This is a genomic window from Pseudomonas agronomica (assembly GCF_025917275.1).
Lineage (GTDB): Bacteria > Pseudomonadota > Gammaproteobacteria > Pseudomonadales > Pseudomonadaceae > Aquipseudomonas > Aquipseudomonas agronomica.
The window spans coordinates 1-6,877 of the sequence record NZ_JAOSHO010000271.1; the positions used below are offsets into that span (position 1 = coordinate 1).

Below are 6,877 nucleotides of genomic sequence, written 5' to 3' on the forward strand. Positions count from 1 at the left end.
GGTGGTGCCGATCAGCCGGGCGATTTCCTTCAAGTCGCGGGCGCCGCTGGCGACCGCCTGGACCACGCCCAGGCCGCGCAGCAATGTCTGCGTGCCGGTAGGTGCGGCATCCTTGATGATTTTTGGATCGTCTTGCTGCATGGCCGACCTTCAACAGTGAGCGGGGAACGGGCGGCATTATGGTCGCCCGTCTCGTAGGACTACAACTCGATGCGCTCGACTTTCCCGACCAGCAGGATGTAGGACAACGCCCCCATCAGGGCCAGCACCGCGATGTAGGTAATGGCCGGGGCGAACGAATCACCGCTGGCGAGGAAGCCGATGACGATCGGCGTGGCAATAGCCGCCAGGTTACCGATGAGATTGAACACCCCGCCGGTCAATCCCAGCAATCGCGCCGGCGCCAGCGTCGACACCAGCGACCAGGTGATAGACGCCAGGCCATTACCGAAGAATGCCAGGGCAAGGAACGCGATCACCAGTGGCGTCGATTCGACGAAGTTGGCGCCGATGATCGACGTGGAAATCAGCAACCCACCAATGATCGGCAGCTTGCGCGCGAACCCCACCGTGGCACCGCGACGGATCAGCCAATCGGAGAAAAACCCGGAACACAGTACGCCGATAAACGCGGCGAGGAACGGCAACGACGCCAGCAAGCCGGACTTGATGAAGTCCATGCCGCGATATTTCACCAGGTAGGTCGGAAACCATGTCAGGAAAAACCACAGCGTGGAGTTGAGGCAGAACTGGCCCAGGTAGATGCCCCACAATTTGCGTTGGGTCAGGACAATGCCGAGGTCGCTCCAGCTGAATTTGGCCTTGGCGGTATCGGCCTGGATATCCACCAGCCCGCCACCCTCGCGGATCAGCTCGATTTCGGCGGCGTTGGCGCCTTTGAAATCCCGTGGCTCGCGATACACCGCGTACCAGATCACCGCCCAGAGAATGCCCACCGCGCCCGTGGCGACAAACACCATGTGCCAACCGAATGCGTGTTGCAGCCACGCCAGCACGGGCGTCAGGAATGCCAGGCCGACAAATTGCCCGGAGGTATAGAAACCGATGGCCGTGGCCCGCTCGCGCTCAGGAAACCAGGTCGTCACCACGCGGCTGTTGATCGGATAGGCCGGGGCTTCCAGGGCACCGACGGCCATGCGCAGCACGAACAACGCGATGAAACTGGCGGCAAAACCGAGCATCACTGTGGCCGCCGACCACAGCAACAACGCCACGCTGTACAGGATGCGCGGCGGCACCCGGTCCACCAGCCAGCCACCGGGGATCTGCATGGCGGCGTAGGTCCAGCCGAACGCCGAGAAAATCAGCCCGACGTGGATCGGGTCGATGCCCAGGTCAGTGGTCAGCGCCGGGGCAGCGATCGAGAGGTTGCTGCGGTCCAGGTAGTTGATCACCACGGTGATGAACAGCAGGACCATGATGAAAAAACGCTTGCGGCTGGGCGTCACCAACGACGCCTGCGCGCTCAGGGTGTGCGCTTGCATGTGAGGTGCCTCTTTTTATGTTTATTGAGGAAACGGGCGCATCGAAGAAGATCTCCCGGCTTGCGAAGATCAAATTGTGGGAGCGAGCTTGCTCGCGATAGCAATGTATCAGTCACACATGCGCCAACTGACACACCGTCATCGCGAGCAAGCTCGCTCCCACAGGGGACCTGGGGCGCTCATGGCTTTTGCATTCACCACAGGACCACAGGGAACTTGGGTGAGTCAGGCGTGACTCACCACTCGGCAAAACTGCCATCGGCATGGCGCCAGATCGGGTTGCGCCAGCGATGGCCGATGGCCGCGCGCTCGATGACGTATTCCTCGTTGATCTCGATGCCAAGGCCCGGGCCATTCGGGATTTTCACGAAGCCTTTGTCGTAGTCGAACACCTGAGGATCCTTGATGTAATCCAGCAGGTCGTTGCTCTCGTTGTAATGGATACCCAGGCTCTGCTCCTGGATAAACGCGTTGTAGCAAGCCGCGTCCAGTTGCAGGCACGCCGCCAAGGCAATCGGGCCCAGCGGGCAGTGCAGCGCCAGCGCCACGTCATAGGCTTCGGCCATGTTGGCGATCTTGCGGGTTTCGGTGATGCCACCGGCGTGGGACGCATCCGGCTGGATGATGTCGACGTAGCCTTCGCTGAGCACCCGCTTGAAATCCCAGCGCGAGAACAACCGCTCGCCCAAGGCAATCGGGGTGCTGGTCAACGGCGCCAATTCCTTGAGGGCTTCGTAGTTTTCGCTGAGCACCGGTTCTTCGATGAACATCAGTTTGTACGGATCGAGTTCCTTCATCAGCACTTTGGCCATCGGCTTGTGCACACGGCCGTGGAAGTCCACGCCAATGCCGACGTTCGGCCCGACCGCATCGCGCACTGCCGCCACGTTCGCCAAGGCGAGGTCGACTTTTTCGAAGGTGTCGAGAAACTGCAGCTCTTCGGTGCCGTTCATTTTCACAGCCGTGAAGCCGCGTCCGACGGCCTCTTTAGCCGCCCGAGCGGTGTCCGCCGGACGGTCGCCGCCGATCCAGGAGTAGACACGGATCTTGTCGCGCACCTGGCCGCCAAGCAAATCGCTGACCGACACGCCCAAGGCCTTGCCCTTGATGTCCCACAACGCCTGGTCGATACCGGCCAGGGCGCTCATGTGGACGGCGCCGCCACGGTAGAAACCGCCGCGATAGAGCACGGTCCAGATATCTTCGATGTTGCGTGGGTCTTTGCCGATCAGGTAGTCGGACAATTCCTCGACGGCAGCCGCCACCGTGTGGGCACGGCCTTCCACTACGGGCTCGCCCCAGCCAGTCACACCCTCGTCGGTCTCGACCTTGAGGAAGCACCAGCGCGGCGGAACGATAAACGTGGTCAGTTTGGTGATTTTCATCTTGTTGTCTCTCTTGTCAGATGCAGCGCGCGGGGCGCTGGAAAAGTCTTCAGTTCAAGGCATTCCATGCGGCTACATAGGCCTTGGCGCGCTCCGCCACTTCATCCACTGTCAGGCCCGGCTTGAACAACCCGGAACCGAGGCCGAAACCTTTCACGCCGGCTTCGACGAACACCGCCATGTTGTCCGGGGTAATCCCGCCCACCGGCACCAGCACTGTCCCGGCCGGCAGCACCGCGAGCCAGGCCTTGACCACCGCCGGGCCCATTTGCTCGGCGGGAAACATCTTCAGCACATGGGCGCCTTCGGCCAGCGCGGCAAAGGCTTCGGTCGGTGTGGCAACGCCGGGAGACAGGTACAGCCCCGCCGCTTTCGCCGCCCGCAAGACCTTCGGATCGCTATGAGGCATGACGATCACTTGGCCGCCCGCGGCCTTGACCTGCTCTACCTGTTCCGGCGTCAGCACGGTACCCGCGCCGATCAGGCAATCAGCGGGCAAAGTACTGCGCAGGATGCGGATACTTTCGTACGGTTCGGGGGAATTGAGCGGCACTTCGATGACGCGAAATCCAGCGGCATAAAGGACTTCACCGATAGATGCCGCTTCGTCAGGGCGCAGGCCGCGCAGAATCGCGATCAGCCCGTTGTGCGCCAGCGCTTGTGTGAGCATGTCAGGTCTCCAGTAGGTTTAACGCGATGCGCTGGTTTCGAGCAGCCCGGCTGCCACGGCCAGTTGCCACAAACCGCGCTCGGTGGCCTGTTCGGCCAGGGTCACCCGGGCGAAACCGCAGGCGTCGAGGGCCCGCTGGTAACGGGCGCAGAGTTGAGAATTGCCGATCAGCACCACCGTCGGCAGATGAACGCTGTTACGCCGGTGACGTTGTACGGCGGCCAGCGCCGTCAGCTCATGGCCGATCAGGACGCCCGACAGGTAATCGGCTTGGGCGCTCGCGCCAAGCTCGCCGGTCAAGCCCAGGCTACGGGCGCTGAATACGGTAGACAGAGGGCCGATCTGGCCATCCGACGACAGCGCCACCTGCACGCCGCGATCGAAAGCCACACCATCGAACGCCGCACCGCGCTGCTGGGTGCGGCCGAGAATGCTGTGGTCGCTGAGCACGGCGAAGATCTCGCCGGTCATGAAGGTGTCGAAATGGACGATGCAGCCCTCGGTCACTTCCACCCATTTCGAATGGCTGCCCGGCAAGCCGATCAGCACCGCTTCGTTCGGCAGGCTGTGCAACGCACCGAGTACCTGGGTTTCTTCGCCGCGCATCACATTGGGCAGCCGGGAGCGTTGGATCACTCCTGGCACGATGTGAACATCGACACCACGAAGGCTCCGAATGACTTGTAGGGAATGTCCGAGATTGGCGACGTTTGCCGGCGTGTCGCAGTAAGGCGCTTCCCGCCAACCTTGTGCGCTGCCCACCATGCCGCAAGCAATGACGGGCAAGCCTGGCTGCGCATCGAGCCAGTCGCCGCAGGCTTCATCGAAGGCCAGCTCAAAACCATCGGTACAGACCTGGCCGGCCACGGTTCGCGGCCCGGACGGCAACTGCATGATCCCCGACGACAGCGAACGCTGTTCGAGCACCTCGCCTCCAGCGGCAAGTTTATAAGCCCGTAATGAGGTGGTCCCCCAATCGAGCGCGATCAATTGCGCCTGCATCCGCTTCACCTGTTTTGTTTATTGGGCAGTGAGTGAGGCGGACTATAAACCTGCGCGCAGAGAAATCTCAATATATAAATATCTCTCCCATATATTGGGATAATCGTAATAACCGCAAAACCATCGCCATCCAGCCAAGACCCTGCTACGTTTTCGGACCGGACGCCAAACAACTCAGGGAAAAAAGTGATGGGACAAACGCTGAAAATCCTCGGCCGCACTTCCTCGATCAATGTCAGAAAAGTCTTGTGGACTTGCCAGGAACTGGACATCGGCTACGAGCGCGAAGACTGGGGCATCGGTTTTGCTTCGACCCATGACCCGGCGTTCCTGGCGCTCAACCCCAACGCCCAGGTGCCGGTGATCATCGATGAGAACGGCGTGCTCTGGGAGTCGAACACCATCTGCCGCTACCTCGTAGGCAAGCATGGGCGCGAGGACCTGCTCCCCGTCGAACCTGCCGCACGGGCGCGTGTAGAGCAATGGATGGATTGGCAAGCCACCGAGCTCAACCCGTCGTGGGGCGATGCGTTTTACGGACTGGTGCGCAAGCACCCGGATTTCCAGGACCCAGAACTCATCGCCGCCGGCGTCAAACGCTGGAACGACAAGATGGGCTTGCTGGAACAACAGTTGAACCACACCGGCGCTTACGTGGCCGGCGCGGACTTTTCCCTCGCGGACGTGCTCATCGGCCTGTCCGCACATCGCTGGCGCCAGACGCCCATGGAGCGTCCGGACTACCCTGCGGTGGCCGCTTATTGCAAGCGGCTCGAACAACGGCCGGGGTTTGCCGAGTACGCGTCCGACGCGTACTCATGAACGTCAGTTGCCGTTAGCGAAGTCCCGCAGCACCTTGCCATCCATGCGGTAGCGCACCCACTCTTCCTGCGGTTGCGCGCCGAGGGATTTGTAGAATTCGATGGCCGGGGTGTTCCAGTCCAGTACGCTCCACTCGAAGCGGCCGCAATCGTTGTCGCAGGCGATCTTCGCCAGGTGCCGCAACAGCGTCTTGCCCGCCCCGCCACCGCGTTGTTCAGGCGTGATGTACAAGTCTTCGAGGTACAGGCAGTTGCTGCCCAGCCAGGTGGAGTAGCTGAAGAAAAACACTGCGAAACCGATCGGCACGCCATCGCGCAGGCAGATCAAGCCGTGGGCGGTCGCGCCTTCGCTGAACAGGCTGCGCTCGATGTCCGCCACACTGGCGATGACTTCGTGGCGGGCTTTTTCGTAATCGGCAAGCTCGGTGATGAACGCAAGGATTTGAGGCGCATCGCTGGGTTGCGCGGGACGGATCTCGATCGACATGAACGGGCCTTGTAGCCAATTGAAAGCGCCATACTATGCCGCCCGGCAGCGCTCGTCACATCTTCTGCAGTCAAACTTCCACAGCGCCGTTCGTCGCCCCTCAGGCACCAACCCCGCTCCAGCGCGGCCAAAAATCTGGCAAGCATTCCAAAAAATGGAGGCGACACCATGATCAATTCAAGGCTGACTGCATTCACCTTCGCTGCATTGTTGTCCTCGGCGGCTTTCGCGGCCACGACCTCAGGCACCGGGCCAACCGATCCGGTCCAGGCACCGAACTCGCCCGCCACCCAAGGCTTGCCCAAATTGAACACCGACGGCACCGGCGGCACCTTGAACAATGGCCAGCCACCCGCGACGGGCACTGATCCACGGGTCCAGGGTAACGACACGGGTCGTCAGGGCGGTATGAACACCCCCGACTCCACCGCCCCTGACAACGCCGAGACCGGCGTGGGTTCGAAAACCACTACCGGAGGCTCGGGCTCTGAAGGTGGCGCCGCCAGCCAGTAGGCTTTATTCGGACACTGAGGAGGAGACATCCCATGCCTCGTGGAAGCAAAGACAAATACACCGACAAGCAAAAGCGCAAGGCCGAGCACATCGAAGAGAGCTATGAGCACAAAGGTGTGTCGGAGGGCGAGGCCGAGGCTCGGGCTTGGGCCACCGTCAACAAGCAGTCGGGCGGCGGCGAACGCTCCGGCGGCTCCGGCAAGAAAAAACCGGCCGAGGCGAAACAGTCCGATCGCAAGGAATCAGCCCGCCGCGCCGCCAAGTCCCGTGAAGGTCATCCACGCACCAGCAAAGCCTCCCATGAGGCCCAGACAGTGGATAGCTTGATGAAAGAGGCCCGGGCGAAAAACATTCCCGGGCGCTCGAAGATGCGCAAGCAGGAACTGGTCGAGGCGTTGCGCAAGGCGGGATAGAGCGAAAACTGTGGGAGCGAGCCTGCTCGCGAAAGCGGTGGGTCAGCAAGGAAGTGTTGGATGTGCCGACGCCTTCGCGAG

General features: G+C 61.6%; 8 protein-coding genes and 1 pseudogene. 3 read left to right on the plus strand and 6 right to left on the minus strand.

Translation table 11 applies throughout. The features are described from left to right. From OC610_RS17955 to OC610_RS17975, 5 genes and pseudogenes are all read right to left on the minus strand, one after another. A pseudogene (locus OC610_RS17955) lies at positions 1-141 on the minus strand (IclR family transcriptional regulator); the annotation flags it as partial. Between the two features lie 59 nt (positions 142-200). Continuing rightward, on the minus strand, positions 201-1,505 hold the full coding sequence (locus OC610_RS17960) for an MFS transporter (RefSeq protein WP_264429499.1): 1,305 nt from the start codon (positions 1,503-1,505) through the stop codon (positions 201-203). Between the two features lie 236 nt (positions 1,506-1,741). Next, positions 1,742-2,890, minus strand: coding sequence for a galactonate dehydratase (gene dgoD / locus OC610_RS17965; protein ID WP_030137731.1), 1,149 nt, complete (start codon positions 2,888-2,890; stop codon positions 1,742-1,744). A 49-nt stretch (positions 2,891-2,939) separates the two neighbouring features. After that, positions 2,940-3,560, minus strand: a complete 621-nt coding sequence (locus OC610_RS17970; protein WP_264429504.1) for a 2-dehydro-3-deoxy-6-phosphogalactonate aldolase — start codon at positions 3,558-3,560, stop codon at positions 2,940-2,942. 18 nt (positions 3,561-3,578) lie between these two features. Further along, complete coding sequence (locus OC610_RS17975; RefSeq protein ID WP_264429505.1) at positions 3,579-4,562, minus strand: 2-dehydro-3-deoxygalactonokinase; 984 nt, start codon at positions 4,560-4,562, stop codon at positions 3,579-3,581. Between the two features lie 189 nt (positions 4,563-4,751). Here OC610_RS17975 and OC610_RS17980 point away from each other — a divergent pair, with 189 nt between their 5' ends. Further along, a complete protein-coding gene (locus OC610_RS17980) occupies positions 4,752-5,384 on the plus strand; it encodes a glutathione S-transferase family protein (protein WP_264429506.1) in 633 nt (210 codons plus the stop codon). 3 nt (positions 5,385-5,387) lie between these two features. Here OC610_RS17980 and OC610_RS17985 read toward each other — a convergent pair whose 3' ends face one another. Continuing rightward, a complete protein-coding gene (locus tag OC610_RS17985) occupies positions 5,388-5,870 on the minus strand; it encodes a GNAT family N-acetyltransferase (RefSeq protein ID WP_014339485.1) in 483 nt (160 codons plus the stop codon). A gap of 168 nt (positions 5,871-6,038) precedes the next feature. On the opposite strand from OC610_RS17985, the gene OC610_RS17990 reads away from it, so the two are divergent. Together OC610_RS17990 and OC610_RS17995 are read left to right on the plus strand one after the other, a co-directional pair. Beyond that, entirely contained in the window at positions 6,039-6,383 is a 345-nt protein-coding gene (locus OC610_RS17990; protein ID WP_198797946.1) for a hypothetical protein, read from the plus strand. Positions 6,384-6,415: 32 nt separating this feature from the next. After that, a complete protein-coding gene (locus OC610_RS17995; protein WP_030137725.1) occupies positions 6,416-6,796 on the plus strand; it encodes a Rho termination factor N-terminal domain-containing protein in 381 nt (126 codons plus the stop codon). Positions 6,797-6,877: the final 81 nt, after the last annotated feature.

Excerpts from the sequence above, each read along its gene's own strand:
- OC610_RS17985 (WP_014339485.1), bottom strand. The coding sequence starts at position 5,870 with ATGTCGATCGAGATCCGTCCCGCGCAACCCAGCGATGCGCCTCAAATC.
- OC610_RS17960 (WP_264429499.1), bottom strand. The coding sequence starts at position 1,505 with ATGCAAGCGCACACCCTGAGCGCGCAGGCGTCGTTGGTGACGCCCAGC.
- dgoD (WP_030137731.1), bottom strand. The coding sequence starts at position 2,890 with ATGAAAATCACCAAACTGACCACGTTTATCGTTCCGCCGCGCTGGTGC.
- OC610_RS17990 (WP_198797946.1), top strand. The coding sequence starts at position 6,039 with ATGATCAATTCAAGGCTGACTGCATTCACCTTCGCTGCATTGTTGTCC.
- OC610_RS17975 (WP_264429505.1), bottom strand. The coding sequence starts at position 4,562 with ATGCAGGCGCAATTGATCGCGCTCGATTGGGGGACCACCTCATTACGG.
- OC610_RS17995 (WP_030137725.1), top strand. The coding sequence starts at position 6,416 with ATGCCTCGTGGAAGCAAAGACAAATACACCGACAAGCAAAAGCGCAAG.
- OC610_RS17980 (WP_264429506.1), top strand. The coding sequence starts at position 4,752 with ATGGGACAAACGCTGAAAATCCTCGGCCGCACTTCCTCGATCAATGTC.
- OC610_RS17970 (WP_264429504.1), bottom strand. The coding sequence starts at position 3,560 with ATGCTCACACAAGCGCTGGCGCACAACGGGCTGATCGCGATTCTGCGC.